Below are 19,044 nucleotides of genomic sequence, written 5' to 3'. Positions count from 1 at the left end.
AAAAAGGCCTGATAAGCGAATCTTCGCTTTACGCCGCCGTCGACCTGGGCTCCAACAGCTTTCACCTGCTGGTTATTCGAAACACCGACAGCGGCATACAGGTTCTCGACAGACTGAAGAAAAAAGTGCGCCTGGCTGCCGGATTAAGCGATAGCGGCTATCTGTCTGAAGAGTCGATGGAGCGGGGCTGGCAGTGCTTGGCCCAGTTCGCTGAACGCCTTTACGGCATTCCTCCTGAGCATATTCGCATCGTCGCCACGGCGGCGCTACGCGCGGCTCAAAATGCTCAACGCTTTATTTCCATTGCACAAACGATATTAAATCTTCCCATTGACGTTATTCACGGCGAAGAAGAAGCTAAGCTTATTTATCAAGGCGTTAACTATACTACCGGCGGCAATCCGTCACGACTAGTAGTTGACATCGGCGGCGCCAGTACGGAGCTCATCGTCGGCAATGGGGATACAATCAATAGTCTGGTCAGCTTACCGATGGGGTGCGTTACCTGGCTTGAGCGCTATTTCGCCGATCGTTCTCTCAACGTCAAAAATTTCCACCAAGCTGAAACCGCAGCTCGTGAACAGCTGGCTCTGGTTGCCCATGGCCTCACTTTATACGGCTGGAAAGCCTGCGTAGGCGCCTCTGGCACCATTCAGGCGCTGCAGGAAATCATGCTTGCACAGGGCATGGACGAAGCCATTACGTTGGATAAGCTCCTACAGCTAAAAGCACAGGCCATTCAGTGCGGAAAGCTTGAAGAGCTGGAGATCGAAGGGCTGACGCTGGAAAGAGCACTGGTTTTTCCCAGCGGTCTGGCCATCCTTATCGCTATTTTCGATACGCTGAAAGTAGACGGCATGGCGCTTTCCGGCGGCGCGCTGCGAGAAGGGTTAGTTTACGATATGCTTCCTCGACCATCCGATCGCAGCGTACGTCAGAGAACCGTCAGGGCGCTTCAGGCCTTATATCGAATCGATCTCCTTCAGGCAGATCTGGTAAGCCAACAGGCTGGCCGGCTATGCTCCCAGTTAGAAAACGATATCACCTTGAATAGCGATACAAGGGAATTGCTGTTCTGGGCCTGCCAGCTTCATGAAATCGGGCTTAGCATTGCGTTTAAAGACGCAAACAGGCATGCGGCCTACCTGCTCAACCACATTGATGCTCCCGGATTTACGCCGTCGCAAAAAAGGCTGCTGGCCACGCTTCTATTAAATCAAACCCATGCGTTAAATATTCAGGAATTAACGCAACAAAATGCCCTTGAATCACACCAGGTTATCCCAATCGCTCGACTACTCAGGATAGCTATTTTACTCTGTCGAACGCGCCATCCGGACGCCATTCCCCCGTTCTCACTTAGCGCGTCGAATGAAACCTTCCAGCTAAAGATTGATGCCTTAGAGCTAAAAAAGCATCCTCTTTTAGCCGATGCTCTACATCAAGAAAGCCGCTGGCAAACCAACTGCCGCCTGCCATTAAATATACAAAGTTAACGTCCACTTTTTCCTATACGTAAGACGGCTCTTCGCTATACTATCAAGCCAGCGAAAGGATGCGTTATCCATCGCAGTAACCAATTTACCTAAGAAAAGACGGACAAAAGGAAGGACCCTATCAATGAACAAACTCTCGATGACAATTTTGGCTTCACTGATTGCCGGGTTATTAGTCGGCTGCGACGGAAAAGAAAAAGACGCGCCGGCAGCTGATGCACAGAAGCAGCCTCAGACAGTCCAGACGGTTCAAACAGCCCAAACCGCACCATCACCTGCTCAAGCCAAGCCAAAGGCGACAGAATCCGCACCAGCGAAAATCAGTGCAGAAGAAGAAGCCTCTCAAGCGGCTCAGAAAGGTAACCTATGGCTGGACGTCTTTAACAATAGCTCTTCGATTAAGGTTAACGGCGAAGATGGTAAGCAAATCGGTGGCCTGATTCAGTTCACTAAAATAAGCCAGGCTAGCAATTATGCCGAAAAATATATGGATATTGCGGAAAACAACGGAAAGTTCACGCTGAAAAAGATCCGCAAGCAAGAGAACACGTTGGACCCGTTCTTTACAATGAAGTCCTTCTACACCTTAGGCAAAGTCAGCGATAGCGAAATCCAAAATTATCAGAAAGTTGGAGAAGCGCTTAGCAACATGAAGCCGCCGATGCCGGAGCTGGACAAAGCGGGCGTTGCCTATATGAACAGCATTATCAACATAGCAAAAGCGTCAAACGCTATGTATGACTATTACGTCACCAGCGAAGAATATAAGCTGGACGACTTCAAGAAAGCGCCTGAACTGCATAAAGTGATGGCTGAAGCCTATAAGCAGTATGAAGCCGCTAACGAAGTCGCCCACACAGCTCATAACAACCTGTACAAAGAGTTTCACCAAAAAGAATTGGAAATCATGAAATCCAAAGGATTCGATACTACCGTTATCGTCTATACCAGCGTGGATGACGTTTCCGACTTCTTTGGTGGACTGGTGGACATATACAACGCTAATAAGGGCAGCCTGAAGAAAGCCGATAAGGCGTTCTATGAAGAAAAATCAAAGCGCATCGAAGAAGCTCTGGAAGCGCTGAAAAAAGCTAAAGAGAATGCGGAAGGTTTGGCTAAAGAGGGCTTAAAAGAAGGTGAGCTTAATTCCTACATTGAAAGACTGAACGCCTTTAGCATTTCAGCCAAAGTCACACTGCGCGATATGGGGAAAAGCAAAGACCACAGCCTGTTAAACGATCTGCAAAATAAACAGGAAAACGTAACCAGCGCCTATAACCGCATAGTTATGAAGTAATTTCTGAAAAGTGCGTGAACTACAAGCGGGCGCAAAAAGCGCCCGTTTTATTTTGGCGAGCGCGCCTTGGCCAGCTGCTCGCGAATATTGGCAAGATGGCTCTTCCCCTTCTCCATCCGCTCTTCGGCAGAAACCGCCTTGCGCGCAGTTTCCCACACCAGGTCGTCCTGAGGCAGTTCGAGCAGAAAACGGCTGGGTTCGGGGCGAACCAGCTCGCCGAACTGGCGGCGTTCGCGGCAAAGCGTGAACGTGAGCTCTTTCTGCGCGCGAGTGATCCCCACATAGGCCAGGCGCCGCTCTTCGTCCACGTTGTCTTCATCAATGCTGCTTTGGTGAGGCAGCAGGCCTTCTTCCATCCCCACCAGATAGACATAGGGGAACTCCAGGCCTTTTGAGGCGTGTAGCGTCATCAGCTGTACCTGATCGAGCTCCTCATCGCTCTCTCCTCTCTCCATCATATCGCGCAGGGTAAAGCGCCCAACGACCTGACTCAGTGTCATCGGTTCATCCAGATCGGAGCCTTCCAGCATTTCCGTCATCCAGCTAAACAGCTGGTTGACGTTTTTCATCCTCATCTCGGCCGCTTTCGCGCTGGGAGAGGTTTCATACAGCCAGCTTTCATAGTCCATACCGTGAATAAGGTCCCTGACGGCGGCAACGGGTTCCCTTTCAGACGTTTTAGCCACCGAGTCAACCCAGTGGGTAAAGCGTTGCAACGCCTCCAGCCCCCTTCCCGTAAGGTGTGAAGACAGCCCAACGTCAAAGCTGGCGCGATAAAGGCTGACGCCGCGCCCAAGCGCCCAATTTCCCAGCTTTTCCAACGTTGCGGCGCCAATTTCCCGCCTTGGCGTATTCACAATGCGTAGAAACGCGCTGTCGTCATCCTGATTGGTCAACAGACGCAGATAGGCCATCAGGTCTTTGATTTCCGGGCGAGAGAAGAACGACGTCCCGCCGGAAATACGGTAAGGAATGCGGTTTTGCATCAGCATCTTTTCAAAGATGCGCGACTGGTGGTTGCCGCGGTACAGGATGGCATAATCCTTATACTGCGTCTTATTGATAAAGTGGTGGGCGATAAGCTCCCCAACTACGCGTTCTGCTTCATTATCTTCATTATTCGCAGTCAGAACCTTAAGCTCTTCACCGTAACCAAGCTCAGAAAACAGATTCTTTTCAAACACGTGAGGGTTATTAGCGATCAGTATGTTAGCCGCTTTAAGAATGCGCCCAGACGAACGGTAGTTCTGTTCCAGCTTGATAACCTGGAGGCTTGGGAAATCTTCCTTAAGCAATACCAGATTCTGCGGCCGTGCGCCTCGCCACGAGTAGATAGACTGGTCATCGTCACCCACCACGGTAAACCTGGCCCTTGTGCCGACCAGCAGCTTTACCAGTTCGTACTGGCTAGTGTTGGTATCCTGATATTCGTCCACCAGCAGATAGCGTAGGCGATTTTGCCAACGCTCTCTCACTTCTTCATTACGTTGAAGCAGCAGCGTTGGCAGCAGAATGAGATCGTCAAAGTCAAGAATGCTGCAGGACTTAAGCTGCTTATCATAAAGGTCATAACAGTGGGCAAACAGCCTGTCTCGCTCGGACTTGGCGCCCGCCGCTGCCCCTGCCGGGCTAACCAGATCGTTCTTCCAGTTAGAAATGGTGGATATCAGCTGAGACAGCAGGGTTTTATCATTTTCCAGCCACTTTTCCGTTAAGTCCTTAAGCAGCGCCATCTGATCCTGATCGTCGAACAGCGAAAATGACGACTTCATGTTAAGCGCAGCGTGCTCGCGCTTAATAATCTCAAGCCCCAGAGTATGAAATGTCGATATCGTCAGTCCGCGGGACTCCTTACGCCCCAGCGTTTGCGACACCCGCTCTTTCATCTCCCTGGCCGCCTTATTGGTAAACGTCACGGCGGCAATGTGGCGCGCCTGATAGCCGCATTCGCGAACCAGATAGGCGATTTTATTGGTGATGACCCGCGTTTTTCCCGAGCCTGCACCGGCCAGCACCAGGCAGGGCCCGGTAACGTATTCAACGGCTTGCTGTTGGCGGGGATTCATTCGCATGACGAAGACGGGCTCACAAAACAAAAAAGGGATGGGGATTATAGCAAAAAACGGCCCGGCCGATAGAACGAGCCCTAAAACTAAAAAACCCGCACTCGGCGGGCTTTTCATCACGGAAAAAAGCGTTAGATAGCTTCTTTCGGTGAAGGACCGTAGGCGTTCTGGCCATTTGTGCTGTCCAATACGGTAAACACAAATAGGACCAAAGAACCAAACGGAATAAAGGCAAGCAGCAGCCACCAGCCCGTCTTATCCGTGTCGTGCAAACGACGAACGGTAACGGACAGCGCAGGAAGCAGGATTGCCAGATAAAAAATACCAACCAATAGTAATGAAACCACGCCGTTAGATCCGAACATTGAGTCCAGAATAGAACCAACGATCATCAATACCACGGCAATAATGACAGTGAAGAGTTGGAACATCCAATATTCTTTACGACGAGCGCGGCCAGAGAAATCAGCGTACTGTTTTAAACACTTTTTAAACCATTCCATCGAAACGAGATCCTTTAAGATTTTAATGAATAAAAAACAAAGAAACCGGATTATATATAAAAACTAAACGCCATCCAACGCAGATAAGCATACTATTTAAAAAAACAGATAACCTAAAACGTTAATCATCAATGGGGCGCTCTTTCGCCCCGTTGATACTACTGATTAACCGGCAACCGCAATGCGCTTCATGTCCGTCATGTAGCCGCGCAGCTTTTTACCAACGACTTCAATCGGGTGATTGCGAATCGCTTCGTTAACGTCACGCAGCTGCGCGTTATCTATTTCAGACGCAGCAACCGGCTTACCCAAGTCGCCCGCCTGCAAAGACCCCATAAACTTCTCGCGCAGCAGCGGCACTGCCGCGTTGGCGAACAGGTAGTTACCGTACTCAGCGGTATCGGAAATAACCACGTTCATCTCATACAGGCGCTTACGGGCAATGGTGTTAGCGATCAGCGGCAGCTCGTGTAGAGACTCGTAGTAAGCGGACTCTTCAATAATGCCGGATACCACCATAGTCTCAAACGCCAGCTCAACGCCCGCTTTAACCATCGCAATCATCAGCACGCCGTGGTCAAAGTACTCCTGCTCGCTGATTTTTCCTTCCTGCTGTGGAGCATTCTCAAACGCCGAGCGACCGGTCTCTTCACGCCATCCCAATAGCTTAGCGTCGTTGTTTGCCCAGTCGGCCATCATGCCTTCAGAAAACGCGCCGGAAATAATATCATCCATGTGCTTTTGGAACAGCGGCGTCATCAGGGTCTTTAACTGCTCAGACAGCGCAAAAGCGCGCAGCTTAGCTGAGTTGGACAGCCTGTCCATCATAAGCGTGATGCCACCCTGCTTCAGCGCCTCGGTAATAGTTTCCCAGCCGAACTGAATCAGCTTTTCCGCATAGGCAGGAGAGGCGCCGTCGGCGACCATCTTATCAAAGCACAGCAGAGAGCCTGCTTGCAGCATGCCGCACAGGATGGTTTGCTCGCCCATCAGGTCAGACTTAACCTCGGCAACGAAAGAAGACTGCAGAACGCCGGCGCGATGACCGCCCGTCGCCGCTGCCCAGGCTTTGGCGATCGCCATGCCTTCGCCTTTCGGATCGTTTTCAGGGTGGACGGCGATAAGCGTCGGTACGCCGAAGCCGCGCTTGTACTCTTCACGCACTTCCGTACCGGGGCACTTCGGCGCCACCATTACAACGGTGATATCGGAACGGATTTTTTCGCCAACTTCAACGATGTTGAAACCGTGAGAATAGCCCAGAGCGGCCCCCTGCTTCATCAGCGGTTGAACCGCCTGAACAACGGAGGAGTGCTGCTTGTCCGGCGTTAGGTTAACGACTAAATCCGCCTGAGGGATAAGCTCTTCATAGGTGCCAACCTTAAAGCCGTTCTCAGTCGCCTTACGCCAGGAAGCGCGCTTTTCATCAATAGCGGCTTTACGCAGCGCGTAGGAGATGTCCAGACCGGAGTCGCGCATGTTCAGCCCCTGATTGAGCCCCTGAGCGCCACAGCCAACGATGACAATCTTTTTACCCTTTAAAAAACCGGCCTCGTCGGCGAATTCATCGCGCGCCATAAAGCGACACTGACCTAACTGAGCCAGCTGCTGGCGTAAGTTTAGCGTATTGAAGTAGTTAGCCATTCTTATTCTCCGTATTGCACCGATGTGCCGTGTTGTTTGTTGTGTAGGCGCTCGTTTGCGCACTTGTATTTCATAATAAGACAAGACCATCATTGCTTAAATTGATATATTGAGAAGATGATATTGCAATTTACGCAACGTTAAACAGGTAACTTATCTTGGACCTTCGAGACTTAAAGCTTTTTCTCCATCTGGCCGAAAGCCGCCACTTTGGCAAAACGGCCAAGGCCACCTATGTGAGCCCCTCAACGCTTTCCCGGCAGATACAGCGCATGGAAGAAGAACTCGGTCATCCACTTTTTCTGCGGGATAACCGTACCGTTGAGCTCACTCAGGCAGGACAACAGCTAAAGGCCTTCGCTCAACAGACGCTGCTCCACTATCAGCAGCTGCGCAACGCGCTGTCGCAGGAGGACGAATCTCTCAGCGGCGAGCTACGCCTGTTTTGCTCGGTAACGGCCGCCTATAGCCACCTGCCGACGGTACTGGACCGATTTCGCGCCCTGCATCCCAGCGTTGAAATCAAGCTAACTACTGGCGACGCCGCCGACGCGGTCGAAAAGGTTCAGTCCAACGACGCCGATTTGGCCATCGCCGGTCGGCCTGAAAACCTGCCCACCAGCGTAGAATTCCACAAAATCGGCGAAATCCCGCTGGTCATGATAGCGCCGTCGCTTCCCTGCCCGGTTCAAAGCCTGATGGCGGTAGACAAACCTGACTGGGCGTCAATACCGTTTATCCTGCCGGAGCATGGCCCTACGCGACGCCGCATAGACCAATGGTTTCGCCGCCATCACATCAGCAACCCGATGATTTACGCCACCGTCGCCGGCCACGAGGCCATTGTCTCTATGGTCGCGCTGGGCTGCGGCATCGCGCTGCTGCCGAGTGTGGTGCTGGACAACAGCCCGGAAAGCGTTCGACGCCGGATTACCGTCGCTGAAAACGTTGCCCAGACGTCCGCGTTTGATTTAGGCGTCTGCGTACAGAAAAAGCGTCTGAATGAACCGCTGATCCACGCCTTCTGGCAGCTGATATAGAGAAAATCTAGAGCGACTCTTCCGGATTACGCTTCATCATCTCGACGCGCATCAAATAGTGATACAGCGGCGCCAGCTGCTTGAAGCCTTTAGCCAGAAGGTCTACCAGGCCTTCGTCAAAAATTTGTTCCATATCCTGAGCCGTGCGCATTACCGCAAAGCTTTTACGGTTATACCAGTTGGCGATTTTAGGGTCCTGTTCTTTGATAAGCGGCCGCTTATAGCTATCTCCCACCAGTTCGAACGGCGGCTTACAGCATTTAGCGACGGCCAGAAAATCCTTAGGCTCCGTACGCATCAAAAGGCGCAGGATGTCCATCGTTTGTCGAGTGGCGCAGTAGTAGCCCAACCCGTAACGATAAAAATCAGGAGCGATTTCAAAAAAATAGACCGGCGCATCCGTCCAATCCTTGCTGTAGCGTTTAAACGTGAGCCACATATGGCTGCGATAGCGCGATTTGTCGTGGCTAAAGCGCGTATCCCGATGGATACGCGAAATGGTTTTACCAATTGCCGGTCTCGTTTCTACTTCAGGATCTATCATCAGCATCGTTTGGCCTAGCGCCTCCACCAGCCGGCGAAACGGCGTGACAATTTCGTCGTCATAAGTCGATCGGTGGTCGTCAAACCACTCCTTGCTGTTCTGGATCCTGACGTCCTGTAAAAACGTGAGCGCCTCTTGGTTAAATCCGCTAAACGTTGTCATACATTTTCCATCCATAAAATCAAAACGCCGCTGAAGTTAACTCCAGCGGCGTTTGCAGGCTATCCGGCCAGGAAGAACCTGAACGCCGGGTTCTCCGTTTCGTCGCGATAGTCGTATCCTAGCTTTTTCAGATGCTGTTCAAACGATTCATCGTGCTCCGTTAGTTCAAATGCCGCCAGCACCCGGCCATAGTCGGTACCGTGGCTGCGGTAGTGAAACAGAGAGATATTCCAGTATGCCCCGAGCGTTTGCAGAAACTTCAGCAGCGCGCCGGCAGATTCAGGAAATTCGAAGCTATAGAGCCGTTCACGAATAGGCTTAGCAGGGCGGCCGCCCACCATATAGCGAACGTGCAGCTTGGCCATTTCGTCATCGGAAAGATCGACCACCCCGTAACCGCCCTTACGCAGCTCTTCAACGATTTCGTTTCGCTCCGCCTCACCGCGCGTCAGCCGGACGCCGACGAAAATGCAGGCATTTTTATCGCTGGCGTAGCGATAGTTGAATTCGGTGACCGAACGCCCGCCCAGCAGCTGACAAAAGGTCAGGAAGCTGCCCTTCTGTTCAGGAATAGTAACGGCCAGCAGCGCTTCGCGCTTTTCCCCCAGCTCGCAGCGTTCGGAAACGTAGCGCAGGCCGTGGAAGTTCAGATTTGCACCGGAAAGAATGCAGGCCAAGCGTTCATCCTTAAGGCCGTGCTGTTCGACGTACTTCTTCAGCCCGGCCAGCGCCAGCGCGCCGGAAGGTTCGGCAATCGCCCGCACGTCCTCAAACAGATCCTTCACGGCGGCGCAAATAGCGTCGCTGTCAACGGTCACGACGTCGTCCAGATAGGCGCGACACAGCCGAAAGGTCTCATCACCAATGCGCTTGACCGCAACGCCGTCGGCAAACAGCCCCACGCGCTCAAGCTCAACCGGATGACCGGCCTCAAGTGCAGCGGCCAGGCAGGCTGAATCCTCGGCCTCTACGCCGATCACCTTAATGTTCGGCATCAGCTGCTTAATCAGTACGGCAACGCCGGCGGCCAGCCCGCCGCCGCCAACCGGAACGAAAATGCGATCGAGATGGGCATCCTGCTGTATCAGCTCCATGCCGATAGTACCCTGGCCTGCAATCACCGCCGGATGGTCAAACGGAGGAATAAAGGTATATCCCTCTTTTTCCGCCAGCTCGATAGCCTTAGCCTTGGCCTCATCGAAATTAGCGCCGAACAGCAAAACCTCGCCGCCAAAGCCGCGTACGGCGTCAACCTTGATGTCAGGCGTAGTCAGCGGCATGACGATCAGCGAACGAATACCCAAACCGGTTGCCGACAGCGCCACGCCCTGCGCGTGGTTGCCCGCCGATGCGGCGATAACGCCGTTGGCCTTTTGGCTATCGTTAAGGCCTGCGATCATGGCGTGCGCGCCGCGCAGCTTAAAGCTGTGCACCGGTTGCCGGTCTTCTCGCTTGACCAACACCGTATTGTTTAAGCGGGCAGAAAGCTTGTTCATCGTCTGTAAAGGCGTCACCTGAGCGACGTCATATACCGGCGAGCAAAGCACCGCGCGCAGATATTCTGCGCCAGAGGGCGCTTGGGAGAGCGGTAGTGGAACGGCCATCGTCATCAGCCTCCCAGCTTGCTCTTATCGCGCACCGCGCCCTTGTCGGCGCTGGTTGCAAGGCTTGCATAAGCGCGCAGCGCAAAAGAAACCTGACGATCGCGATTTTTCGGCGTCCACGCCTTGTCGCCGCGAGCCAGTTCCGCCTGCAGGCGAGCCTCAAGGTCAGCGTCAGAGACGTCCAATACCAGCTTACGCTTGGGAATATCGATATCGATAATATCTCCATCCTGAACCAGACCAATCAAGCCACCGTTCGCCGCTTCGGGAGATATGTGGCCCAAAGACAGGCCGGATGACCCGCCGGAGAAACGTCCGTCGGTAATAAGCGCACAGGCTTTGCCTAATCCCATAGACTTCAGGAAAGAGGTCGGATACAGCATTTCCTGCATGCCCGGCCCGCCTTTCGGGCCTTCATAGCGAATAACAACAACGTCGCCAGGCACCACTTTTTTACCAAGAATAGCCTCAACGGCGTCTTCCTGGCTCTCATAGACCTTCGCCGGGCCGCGGAACGTCAGAATGCTTTCGTCAACGCCCGCCGTTTTAACAATACAGCCGTCCTTCGCCAGGTTGCCGTCCAGCACCGCCAAGCCGCCGTCCTGACTGTAGGCGTGCTCAAGGTTTCGAATACAGCCTTCTGCGCGATCGGTATCCAAAGACTCCCAGCGGCAGTCCTGAGAAAATGCTTCAGTCGTGCGAATGCCGGCTGGGCCAGCGCGATAAAACTCTTTTACCGCGTCGTCCTGCGTTTGCATAACGTCAAACTTTGCCAGCGTTTCAGGTAGGTTCAGCCCCATCACGTTACGGGTATTGCGGTTTAAAAGCCCGGCGCGGTCCAGCTCGCCCAAAATGCCGATAACGCCGCCCGCACGGTGAACGTCTTCCATATGATATTTTTGCGTACTTGGCGCCACCTTACACAGCTGGGGCACCTTGCGGGAAAGCCTGTCGATATCAGACATGGTGAAATCAACGTCACCTTCCTGAGCGGCGGCCAACAGGTGGAGAACGGTATTTGTCGAACCGCCCATGGCAATATCCATGGTCATGGCGTTCTCAAACGCCGCCTTATTGGCAATAGAGCGTGGCAGTACGCTCGCATCATCCTGCTCATAGTAGCGCTTGGTCAAAGACACAATCTCTTTACCCGCGTTAAGGAACAGCTGCTTGCGATCTTTGTGAGTGGCAACCAGAGAGCCGTTGCCCGGTAAAGCCAGGCCCAGCGCTTCGGCAAGGCAGTTCATCGAGTTGGCGGTAAACATGCCGGAGCAGGAACCGCAGGTTGGGCAGGCTGAGCGCTCAATCTGTGCGCTGTCTTCATCGCTGACGTCTGGGTTAGCGCCCTGGATCATGGCATCAATAAGGTCCAGCTTAATCAGCTTATCGGAAAGCTTGGTTTTCCCCGCCTCCATTGGGCCGCCGGAAACGAAAATCACAGGAATATTCAAACGCAGAGAGGCCATCAGCATCCCTGGGGTTATCTTGTCGCAGTTGGAAATACACACCATGGCGTCAGCGCAGTGGGCGTTGACCATGTATTCCACCGAGTCAGCGATAAGCTCGCGGGAAGGAAGAGAGTACAGCATGCCGCCATGCCCCATGGCGATACCGTCATCGACGGCGATGGTATTAAACTCTTTAGCGACACCGCCAGCGGCCTGAATCTGATCCGCCACCAGCTTGCCCAGATCGCGCAGATGCACATGCCCCGGAACGAACTGCGTAAATGAGTTAACCACCGCAATAATAGGCTTGCCGAAATCGGCGTCCGTCATGCCCGTTGCGCGCCATAGGGCGCGGGCTCCCGCCATGTTACGGCCGTGGGTGGTTGTCGCTGAACGATACTTAGGCATGCTGTATTCACTCCCGTTGTTTATCGACGGGCGGAGAGCCTCCGCCCGCGTTTCATTATGTTTGCTAACGCTATTTTATTGATTTACCAGGTCCAACCAGCCGTACTTGTCTTCAGTTTGGCCGTTGAACAGGCCAAAGAAGCTTTGCTGAATCTTTTTAGTGATAGGACCACAGCGACCGATACCTACCTCGATACCGTCAACGCTGCGTACCGGCGTAATTTCTGCCGCAGTGCCGGTCATAAAGACTTCATCGGCAAGATAGAGGGATTCGCGGGAAAGCACCTGCTCACGGATTTCCAATCCCAAATCTTTAGCCAGCTTGATAAGCGCATCGCGAGTAATGCCCGGCAGAGCGGCTGAAGTCAGCGTCGGAGTAAACACTACGCCGTCTTTAACAATGAAGATGTTCTCACCGGCGCCTTCAGACAGATAGCCGTGGACATCCAGAGCAATACCTTCCGTATAACCGTGACGGCGCGCTTCGCTGCCGACCAGTAGAGAAGACAGGTAGTTGCCGCCGGCTTTGGCCGCTGTTGGTATGGTATTAGGCGCGGCGCGGTTCCAGGAAGACACCATCGCGTCAATGCCGCGATCCAGCGCTTCTTCGCCCAGATAGGCTCCCCACGGGAAAGCAGCGATAATAACGTCAGTTTTATAGCCCGGAGGCGGGTTAACGCCCATGCCGACGTCGCCAATGAATACCAAAGGACGAATATAGGCGCTGGTCAGGTTATTTTTGCGCAAGGTTTCGCGACAGGCAGCCATCAGCTCGTCAACGGAGTAAGAGACCGGCATGCGGTAAATTTTTGCCGAATCGTGCAGGCGCTGCATGTGCTCACGGTGACGGAAAACGGCCGGCCCCTTATGGGTGTCATAGCAGCGAACGCCTTCAAACACGGAGGTTCCATAGTGTAGGGCGTGGGACATTACGTGAACTTTTGCTTCGGCCCACGGAACCATATCGCCGTTAAACCATATGTAGTCAGCTTTTTTTGTGCTCATTTCTTTCTATATCCTTGTCGCGCTAGGCGCGTATTTGTTGTGATGCTTGAGTGAGGATTTCAACGCTGTTGACATCCACAAGTTTACGTAACTGAGAAGACAATAAATTCACCGGTCTTTCACTAGAAACGGTCAAGTGAATGCTTATGTTATCTCCATTGGCCGTTTGATTCATATTCATTTTGCACACCTGAAATCCGCGGTGGCGGACGACGCGCAGCAGGCGCTCCAAGACTTCTGAACGAAAGCGAGTTTGAATAAATAATTGGTGTTCTGTCATGATACTTTCTCCAGCATGGTTTCATTACCGGCGCCCGGCGGAACCAGAGGCCAAACGTTTTCCAATTCATCAATAGAGACGTGAAGCAGATAGGGGCCATCGCTTGTAAACAAGGCATTTAATGCCTCATCTACCTGATCCTTACGGGAAATACTCTGCCCGGGGATGCCAAAGGCGCTGGCCAGCACCAAAAAGTCGGGATTATCCGACAGGTTGGTTTCACTGTAGCGCGCGTCAAAAAACAGCTGCTGCCACTGGCGCACCATTCCCAGGCGCTGGTTATCGATAAGCACGATTTTTATCGGCAGACGCTTGCGCTTAATGGTGCCAAGCTCCTGTACGTTCATCATAAATGAGCCGTCTCCCGACACGCAGATAACCATATCGTCAGGCCGAGCCATTTGTGCGCCAACGGCAGCGGGAATGCCAAATCCCATCGTTCCAAGCCCGCTGGAAGTAATAAAGTTTTCAGGACGACTAAAAGACATGTGCTGCGCGCTCCACATCTGATGTTGACCGACGTCGGTCGTCACAACGGCATTTTCGGGTTTTCTTTCTGAGAGCTGTTTTAACAGGAGAGGAGCATAGATGGGTTGACCTGGGTGATCGTAGCGAGCGGCGTATTCGGCTTTCATTGCGGTAACCTTATTGCGCCACTCAGCTATCGCCATCGATTGCTGCAACTGCGGCAGCATCTGGTTTAAGTCACCGCGTAGCGCAACGTGCGGCGTGCGCAATTTCCCCATTTCGGCCTGATCGATATCCATATGGATAACCTTGGCATGAGGAGCAAACGCGTTCAGGCGGCCTGTAACCCGATCGTCAAAGCGAACGCCAATCGCAACCAGCAGGTCGCACTCTTGAACCGCCAAATTACTGGCTTTGGAACCGTGCATCCCCAGCAATCCCAGATAGCAAGGGTCGTCTGCATCGCAGGCACCCAGCCCTTTCAAAGTAGAAACGCTCGGCATGCCCGTCGTTTCAATAAAACGGCGAAGCGAGTCAACGGCGTCGGCCATCCCAACGCCGCCGCCAACGTACAACATCGGCTTACTGGACGCCGATAACATGCCGTACGCAGCCTGAAGGTCTTCAGCCGTAGGCTCCGGCATATCCTCGACGGACATCAACGAAGGCTTAAGGTGCTCGCCTTCGGCAAGTTGAATATCTTTGGGAATATCGATAAGAACCGGGCCGGGGCGACCGCTGCGGGCAATTTCAAACGCTTGTGCGATAACGGAGGGCAGCTCCTCCAGCGACTCTACCAGATAGCTGTGCTTGGTACAGGCGAGAGACAGCCCCAGTACGTCAACCTCCTGAAAGGCGTCTGTACCAATAAGTGATGAAGCCACTTGGCCGGTAATAGCAACAACGGGAACAGAATCTAAAAGCGCATCGGCCAGTCCGGTAATCAGATTGGTCGCCCCAGGGCCAGAGGTAGCAATACATACGCCGACTTTCCCCGTTGCGCGCGCATAGCCTAACGCTGCGATTGCGGCCCCCTGTTCATTACGACACAGCAGATGCTCAACCCCTCCGTCATATAGCGCATCGTAAACCGGCATGATGGCGCCGCCAGGATAGCCAAAAACGGTATCAACGCCCTGTTCACGTAATGTTTGTACTACCCACTGCGCCCCATTCATCATTCTTACCCCATACTCTTGCTTGATGTGTTTTATGTCGTTTTGTTTGCTTATTTCTGCGCCAATGACGCTATTTGTTTTTATTGGGCATAAAAAAACCCCCGCCTTTTTCAGTGCGGGGGTTCTTGAATTTCTGACCTCTTATCAGGTCTTTCTTCGTCCAAGCGATGCCCCGCACGGTGGGAGAATAATCACCACCACGCTAATAATAATGAGGCTAATCACTTGGCTTATGGACTTCATTTTTTCAATACGGCTCTTCATCTATCGAAGGAATGCATACAGAGTTATCACAGTTTTAAATCGAGTTACAACCCATTTTTTTATTTTCATTTTTACTTACCATCAAAAAATTCGATTAATATTTTTATTTTTCAATAAATTAACAATAAAAAATGGTCCCATAATATTTTTTATGCGAAAAGTCGCACAATAAAAGACTGGTATTTGACGATGTAATCACCAATTTTTGGAATGTATCCCTAAAAATATAAAATTAGTCAAAAAAATAATCTAGGAAAAAGCGAAAGCTCTGACAGGATAATCTGAAAATCAGAACGGATAATCCCTATGTCATTAGCTATTGTCTATACCCGAGCGTCCATCGGCATTCATGCTCCTCAGGTCAGCGTTGAAGTTCATATCAGCAACGGTATGCCGATGTTTACGCTCGTCGGCTTACCGGAAACGACGGTTAAAGAGGCCAAAGATCGAGTAAGAAGCGCGCTGATAAACAGTGGCTTCGCCTTTCCACCAAAGAAAATTACCGTAAATCTTGCGCCTGCGGATCTGCCTAAAGAAGGAGGCCGGTTCGATCTTCCGATTGCTTTAGCCATTCTGGCTGCGTCTGAGCAAATATCTCCCACTCTGTTAGAACGCTTTGAATTTTTAGGCGAACTGGCGTTATCCGGCGAAATAAAGCGAGTAAACGGCGCCATACCGGCGGCGCTGGCGGCGGCTGATGAAGGCAGGGCGCTGATCCTTTCACTGGAAAACTCAACCGAAGTGGCGCTAATTGAACATGGAAACCACCTAACGGCAGGCGCTCTCATCGACGTTTGCAGCTACCTTGCCGGGGACGCCAGTGCGCTCTCTCCGCCTGCAGGAGAGCCCATTCCCGAAACGACCGATGCATTACCCGACCTTCAAGATATCATCGGCCAAGAGCAGGCTAAAAGAGCGTTGGAAATCGCCGCAGCGGGTGGCCACAATCTTTTACTGCTAGGCCCGCCGGGAACAGGAAAGACGATGCTGGCAACGCGCCTGAACGCGCTGCTTCCTCCATTAAGCGATAGGGAGGCCCTAGAGAGCGCAGCAATAGGCAGTCTGGCTCACACACCTCAGAACGCCAAAAACTGGCGTAAACGGCCTTTTAGGGCCCCTCATCACAATGCTTCCATGGCGGCGCTCGTAGGAGGAGGGAGCACTCCTCGACCCGGTGAAATATCGCTGGCCCACAACGGAGTACTGTTTCTCGATGAACTACCTGAATTTGAAAGGAAAGTATTAGACGCTCTGAGAGAGCCGTTAGAATCTGGAGAAATCATTATTTCGCGAGCAAACGCAAAGATCGTTTTTCCCGCCCGCGTTCAGCTGATAGCCGCAATGAACCCCAGCCCCACAGGGCACTATCAGGGAATACAGAGCCGCTCTAATCCTCAGCAGGTTATGCGATATCTGAATCGCCTGTCCGGCCCCTTCCTTGACCGTTTTGACTTATCAATAGAGGTCCCGCTGCTGCCGCAGGGCGTATTAAGTCAAAACAGAGCCAAGGGTGAGTCCAGTGATGAAGTACGAAAGAGGGTATTCAAGGCCAGAGAACGGCAAATACGGCGAGGTTACAAAATAAATGCGCATCTAAACAGCAAGGAGGTAGAAATTTTTTGTACGCTGGAGCAAGAGCTTGCGCTGTTTCTTGAACAGGCGCTGACAAAGCTGGGGCTGTCGGTTCGAGGGTGGCACCGTATTTTAAAGGTCTCTCGGACTATCGCGGATTTAGCAGAGAGTGAGAGTATAAAAAGAGAGCATATAGCAGAAGCCTTAAGCTACAGAAGCATGGATAGGCTTCTACTCCAGCTGTATAAAGCGATTTGATAGGTTGTATAAAAGAAACGGGGCTAAAGCCCCGTCTAATTACTCGTCCGCGTCGCTAAAGTCTTCCATACTATCTACCTGAGGTTTCCCACCAGACAGCGTATGGAAACGTTTAGGACGACGAATTCGGGTAATATATTTAGACCAAATCTTTTCGGATTCTGTTTGAGGTTCGCGTTCACCGCGACAAACGGCGACAAACAGCTTTTCTTCTTCTGTCGTCGGCTCACGTTTGCCTGAATCAAGATCATTAAAGGCGTGTCCCTGACGCTCCAGGATCTGAGCTTCCTTAATGGTAAAATCTCCGTGGCGGGAAAAACCGCGCGGGTAGTTTTTATTGTCAAAAAAACGATGCGTCGTAGAGAAGCTTTCCGCCATCTGACATACTCCTAAGTATCTAAATTAATGCCGTTATGGCGCGGAGTATTAGTGAGGCTTGCCACGCTGTAAAACAAAAAATTATAATCGTAACGATTAAATTTTTTGGAGGTTAAATGGATATCGATTTATTAAAGACTTTTCTAGAGGTAAGTAAGACTCGGCACTTTGGCCGAGCAGCAGAATCACTCTACCTTACTCAGTCAGCGGTAAGCTTCCGTATCCGTCAGTTAGAAAGCCAGCTGGGTGTAAATCTGTTTAGCCGCCATCGCAATAATATCCGCTTAACTCACGCCGGCGAACAGCTAATCTCCTATGCAGAGAATATGCTTTCTCTCTGGCTGCAGGCTAAAGGTGCTGTGCTAAAAGGTGAGCATAAGGATAATGAACTCATCATTGGCGCAATTCCGGCAGTATGGGAATCTTGCTTAACGGACTGGATAGAGCCTCTCTATTTGCAAAATAAAAACTTACACATTAATGCCCGCATGGGATCACGAAGTCTTCTTGCCCCTCAGCTGCATGAACGAAATCTGGATCTTCTTATCGCAACAACGCCGTCAAAGATGGATGAAATGACAAGCCAAAAGATAGGAGAAATGTCATTAACAGCATTTTCATTTGATAAAAAAATCAATGAAAAAAGAAAGTGTTATATTGATATAGAATGGAGCCCAGAGTTTTCTCAAAGGGAAGATATTGGAGATGAATATGACGAGGCCGTACTTTCAACCTCGTCGGCCATAATGGCTTTACAGCTGCTAAAAAACACCGGAGGCTGCGCCTATCTCCCCACGCATTGGCAAAAGAAGCACTCAGGAATAAAGGTTGTATCTTCACTTCCCAATATAAACCTACCGATATACGCAATATGGTTACAAAGCGGAGAACGCGAGTCCCTTATTCGAGATCTGATCGATAGGCCATTATTAGCCGAATATGAATAGGCCATTTTCTAAAGACAAAAAAATAACCCTTTGCAAAGCAAAGGGTTATTCTCTCTATCTATGGCAGGGGCGGAGAGACTCGAACTCCCAACACCCGGTTTTGGAGACCGGTGCTCTACCAATTGAACTACGCCCCTAGAATAAGTGGCGGAACGGACGGGACTCGAACCCGCGACCCCCTGCGTGACAGGCAGGTATTCTAACCAACTGAACTACCGCTCCACCGAATTTTTATCTCACCAGAAGCGCTCTGGCTTACTTCTCGTACTTCTTTAAATTAAAAGCCTGGCAGTTTATGAACCTCTTCGAGGTTCATCCTTCGGGCCGTTGCTTCGCAACGTTCAAAAGGCCTTGCCTTTTGTCCTACTCTCTATCGAGTAGCGAACTGCCCAAACATCTGCGTACTTCTTCAAATTAAAAGCCTGGCAGTTCCCTACTCTCGCATGGGGAAGCCCCACACTACCATCGGCGCTACGGCGTTT

General features: G+C 51.7%; 16 protein-coding genes and 2 tRNA genes. 5 read left to right on the top strand and 13 right to left on the bottom strand.

The window, feature by feature from the left end; translation table 11 throughout:
* Nucleotides 1-8 precede the first annotated feature (8 nt).
* Nucleotides 9-1,496, top strand: coding sequence for a guanosine-5'-triphosphate,3'-diphosphate diphosphatase (gppA, locus tag G544_RS0115335; RefSeq protein WP_027275420.1), 1,488 nt, complete (start codon nucleotides 9-11; stop codon nucleotides 1,494-1,496).
* 124 nt (nucleotides 1,497-1,620) lie between these two features.
* Entirely contained in the window at nucleotides 1,621-2,793 is a 1,173-nt protein-coding gene (locus G544_RS0115330; RefSeq protein ID WP_027275419.1) for a DUF3829 domain-containing protein, read from the top strand.
* A gap of 47 nt (nucleotides 2,794-2,840) precedes the next feature.
* Here the strand turns inward: G544_RS0115330 and rep are convergent, their stop codons facing one another.
* From rep to ilvC, 3 genes are all read right to left on the bottom strand, one after another.
* Complete coding sequence (gene rep / locus G544_RS0115325) at nucleotides 2,841-4,865, bottom strand: DNA helicase Rep (RefSeq protein ID WP_027275418.1); 2,025 nt, start codon at nucleotides 4,863-4,865, stop codon at nucleotides 2,841-2,843.
* 125 nt (nucleotides 4,866-4,990) lie between these two features.
* Nucleotides 4,991-5,362, bottom strand: coding sequence for a DUF805 domain-containing protein (locus G544_RS0115320; protein ID WP_027275417.1), 372 nt, complete (start codon nucleotides 5,360-5,362; stop codon nucleotides 4,991-4,993).
* Between the two features lie 165 nt (nucleotides 5,363-5,527).
* Nucleotides 5,528-7,006: a ketol-acid reductoisomerase gene (ilvC, locus tag G544_RS0115315; protein WP_027275416.1), complete on the bottom strand. Its 1,479-nt coding sequence runs from the start codon at nucleotides 7,004-7,006 to the stop codon at nucleotides 5,528-5,530.
* A 158-nt stretch (nucleotides 7,007-7,164) separates the two neighbouring features.
* Here ilvC and ilvY point away from each other — a divergent pair, with 158 nt between their 5' ends.
* Nucleotides 7,165-8,046 (top strand): HTH-type transcriptional activator IlvY, encoded by an 882-nt coding sequence (gene ilvY / locus G544_RS0115310; protein ID WP_027275415.1) that lies wholly within the window; start codon nucleotides 7,165-7,167, stop codon nucleotides 8,044-8,046.
* Nucleotides 8,047-8,053: 7 nt separating this feature from the next.
* On the opposite strand, the gene G544_RS0115305 is transcribed toward ilvY, so the two are convergent.
* The 7 genes from G544_RS0115305 to ilvL all read right to left on the bottom strand — a co-directional run bounded on the left by G544_RS0115305 (nucleotide 8,054) and on the right by ilvL (nucleotide 15,386).
* The gene (locus G544_RS0115305) at nucleotides 8,054-8,752 is read right to left on the bottom strand and encodes a DUF2461 domain-containing protein (RefSeq protein ID WP_027275414.1); all 699 of its coding nucleotides are present in this window, start codon (nucleotides 8,750-8,752) and stop codon (nucleotides 8,054-8,056) included.
* A 59-nt stretch (nucleotides 8,753-8,811) separates the two neighbouring features.
* Nucleotides 8,812-10,356: a threonine ammonia-lyase, biosynthetic gene (gene ilvA / locus G544_RS0115300; RefSeq protein WP_027275413.1), complete on the bottom strand. Its 1,545-nt coding sequence runs from the start codon at nucleotides 10,354-10,356 to the stop codon at nucleotides 8,812-8,814.
* 5 nt (nucleotides 10,357-10,361) lie between these two features.
* Nucleotides 10,362-12,212: a dihydroxy-acid dehydratase gene (ilvD, locus tag G544_RS0115295; protein ID WP_027275412.1), complete on the bottom strand. Its 1,851-nt coding sequence runs from the start codon at nucleotides 12,210-12,212 to the stop codon at nucleotides 10,362-10,364.
* A 75-nt stretch (nucleotides 12,213-12,287) separates the two neighbouring features.
* Nucleotides 12,288-13,217, bottom strand: coding sequence for a branched-chain amino acid transaminase (locus tag G544_RS0115290; RefSeq protein ID WP_027275411.1), 930 nt, complete (start codon nucleotides 13,215-13,217; stop codon nucleotides 12,288-12,290).
* A gap of 22 nt (nucleotides 13,218-13,239) precedes the next feature.
* Entirely contained in the window at nucleotides 13,240-13,497 is a 258-nt protein-coding gene (ilvM, locus tag G544_RS21810; RefSeq protein ID WP_071783404.1) for an acetolactate synthase 2 small subunit, read from the bottom strand.
* Entirely contained in the window at nucleotides 13,494-15,143 is a 1,650-nt protein-coding gene (gene ilvG / locus G544_RS0115285; RefSeq protein ID WP_027275410.1) for an acetolactate synthase 2 catalytic subunit, read from the bottom strand. Before ilvG ends, ilvM begins: the two co-directional genes overlap by 4 nt.
* 144 nt (nucleotides 15,144-15,287) lie before the next feature.
* The gene (gene ilvL, locus G544_RS21805) at nucleotides 15,288-15,386 is read right to left on the bottom strand and encodes an ilv operon leader peptide (protein ID WP_071783403.1); all 99 of its coding nucleotides are present in this window, start codon (nucleotides 15,384-15,386) and stop codon (nucleotides 15,288-15,290) included.
* A 327-nt stretch (nucleotides 15,387-15,713) separates the two neighbouring features.
* Here ilvL and G544_RS0115275 point away from each other — a divergent pair, with 327 nt between their 5' ends.
* Complete coding sequence (locus G544_RS0115275) at nucleotides 15,714-17,237, top strand: YifB family Mg chelatase-like AAA ATPase (protein WP_027275408.1); 1,524 nt, start codon at nucleotides 15,714-15,716, stop codon at nucleotides 17,235-17,237.
* 39 nt (nucleotides 17,238-17,276) lie between these two features.
* Here the strand turns inward: G544_RS0115275 and G544_RS0115270 are convergent, their stop codons facing one another.
* Nucleotides 17,277-17,615 carry a MaoP family protein gene (locus G544_RS0115270; RefSeq protein ID WP_027275407.1) on the bottom strand — a complete coding sequence of 113 codons (339 nt, stop codon included), beginning with the start codon at nucleotides 17,613-17,615 and terminating at the stop codon, nucleotides 17,277-17,279.
* Nucleotides 17,616-17,731: 116 nt separating this feature from the next.
* Between G544_RS0115270 and hdfR the strand changes: the two genes are divergently transcribed.
* Nucleotides 17,732-18,562 (top strand): HTH-type transcriptional regulator HdfR, encoded by an 831-nt coding sequence (hdfR, locus tag G544_RS0115265; RefSeq protein ID WP_027275406.1) that lies wholly within the window; start codon nucleotides 17,732-17,734, stop codon nucleotides 18,560-18,562.
* Nucleotides 18,563-18,623: 61 nt separating this feature from the next.
* Here hdfR and G544_RS0115260 read toward each other — a convergent pair.
* Together G544_RS0115260 and G544_RS0115255 are read right to left on the bottom strand one after the other, a co-directional pair.
* Nucleotides 18,624-18,699 (bottom strand) — tRNA-Trp (locus G544_RS0115260).
* An 8-nt stretch (nucleotides 18,700-18,707) separates the two neighbouring features.
* A tRNA-Asp gene (locus tag G544_RS0115255) sits at nucleotides 18,708-18,784 on the bottom strand.
* Between the last annotated feature and the right edge of the window lie 260 nt (nucleotides 18,785-19,044).

It is taken from the genome of Leminorella grimontii ATCC 33999 = DSM 5078, assembly GCF_000439085.1.
GTDB classification, from domain to species: domain Bacteria; phylum Pseudomonadota; class Gammaproteobacteria; order Enterobacterales; family Enterobacteriaceae; genus Leminorella; species Leminorella grimontii.
Note: the sequence above shows the minus strand (reverse complement) of the source record. Positions and strands in the feature narration are given on the sequence as shown.

Coding starts and splice junctions, on each gene's coding strand:
- G544_RS0115270 (WP_027275407.1), bottom strand. CDS start 17,615: ATGGCGGAAAGCTTCTCTACGACGCATCGTTTTTTTGACAATAAAAAC.
- G544_RS0115290 (WP_027275411.1), bottom strand. CDS start 13,217: ATGAGCACAAAAAAAGCTGACTACATATGGTTTAACGGCGATATGGTT.
- rep (WP_027275418.1), bottom strand. CDS start 4,865: ATGCGAATGAATCCCCGCCAACAGCAAGCCGTTGAATACGTTACCGGG.
- ilvD (WP_027275412.1), bottom strand. CDS start 12,212: ATGCCTAAGTATCGTTCAGCGACAACCACCCACGGCCGTAACATGGCG.
- ilvC (WP_027275416.1), bottom strand. CDS start 7,006: ATGGCTAACTACTTCAATACGCTAAACTTACGCCAGCAGCTGGCTCAG.
- ilvM (WP_071783404.1), bottom strand. CDS start 13,497: ATGACAGAACACCAATTATTTATTCAAACTCGCTTTCGTTCAGAAGTC.
- hdfR (WP_027275406.1), top strand. CDS start 17,732: ATGGATATCGATTTATTAAAGACTTTTCTAGAGGTAAGTAAGACTCGG.
- G544_RS0115305 (WP_027275414.1), bottom strand. CDS start 8,752: ATGACAACGTTTAGCGGATTTAACCAAGAGGCGCTCACGTTTTTACAG.
- G544_RS0115320 (WP_027275417.1), bottom strand. CDS start 5,362: ATGGAATGGTTTAAAAAGTGTTTAAAACAGTACGCTGATTTCTCTGGC.
- ilvA (WP_027275413.1), bottom strand. CDS start 10,356: ATGGCCGTTCCACTACCGCTCTCCCAAGCGCCCTCTGGCGCAGAATAT.
- G544_RS0115275 (WP_027275408.1), top strand. CDS start 15,714: ATGTCATTAGCTATTGTCTATACCCGAGCGTCCATCGGCATTCATGCT.
- ilvL (WP_071783403.1), bottom strand. CDS start 15,386: ATGAAGTCCATAAGCCAAGTGATTAGCCTCATTATTATTAGCGTGGTG.
- ilvG (WP_027275410.1), bottom strand. CDS start 15,143: ATGAATGGGGCGCAGTGGGTAGTACAAACATTACGTGAACAGGGCGTT.
- G544_RS0115330 (WP_027275419.1), top strand. CDS start 1,621: ATGAACAAACTCTCGATGACAATTTTGGCTTCACTGATTGCCGGGTTA.